General features: G+C 54.3%; 1 rRNA gene. It reads left to right on the top strand.

Annotated features, from left to right (window positions below):
* Nucleotides 1-223, top strand: a 23S ribosomal RNA gene (locus WFI24_RS34365); the annotation flags it as partial.

The following is a 223-nucleotide window of genomic DNA, read 5'->3' as shown; positions in this document are numbered from 1 at the left end:
AGGCCCAAGCGACTGTTTAGCAAAAACACAGGTCTGTGCGAAGCCGTAAGGCGAAGTATACGGGCTGACGCCTGCCCGGTGCTGGAAGGTTAAGGGGAGTGGTTAGGGAGTAATCCCGAAGCTGTGAACCGAAGCCCCAGTAAACGGCGGCCGTAACTATAACGGTCCTAAGGTAGCGAAATTCCTTGTCAGGTAAATTCTGACCCGCACGAATGGCGTAACG

Source organism: Paenibacillus sp. USHLN196, assembly GCF_037144955.1.
GTDB classification, from domain to species: Bacteria; Bacillota; Bacilli; order Paenibacillales; family Paenibacillaceae; genus Paenibacillus; species Paenibacillus xylanexedens_C.
The sequence above is the reverse complement of the archived record's forward strand: the minus strand, read 5'-3'. Positions and strand labels throughout refer to the sequence as shown.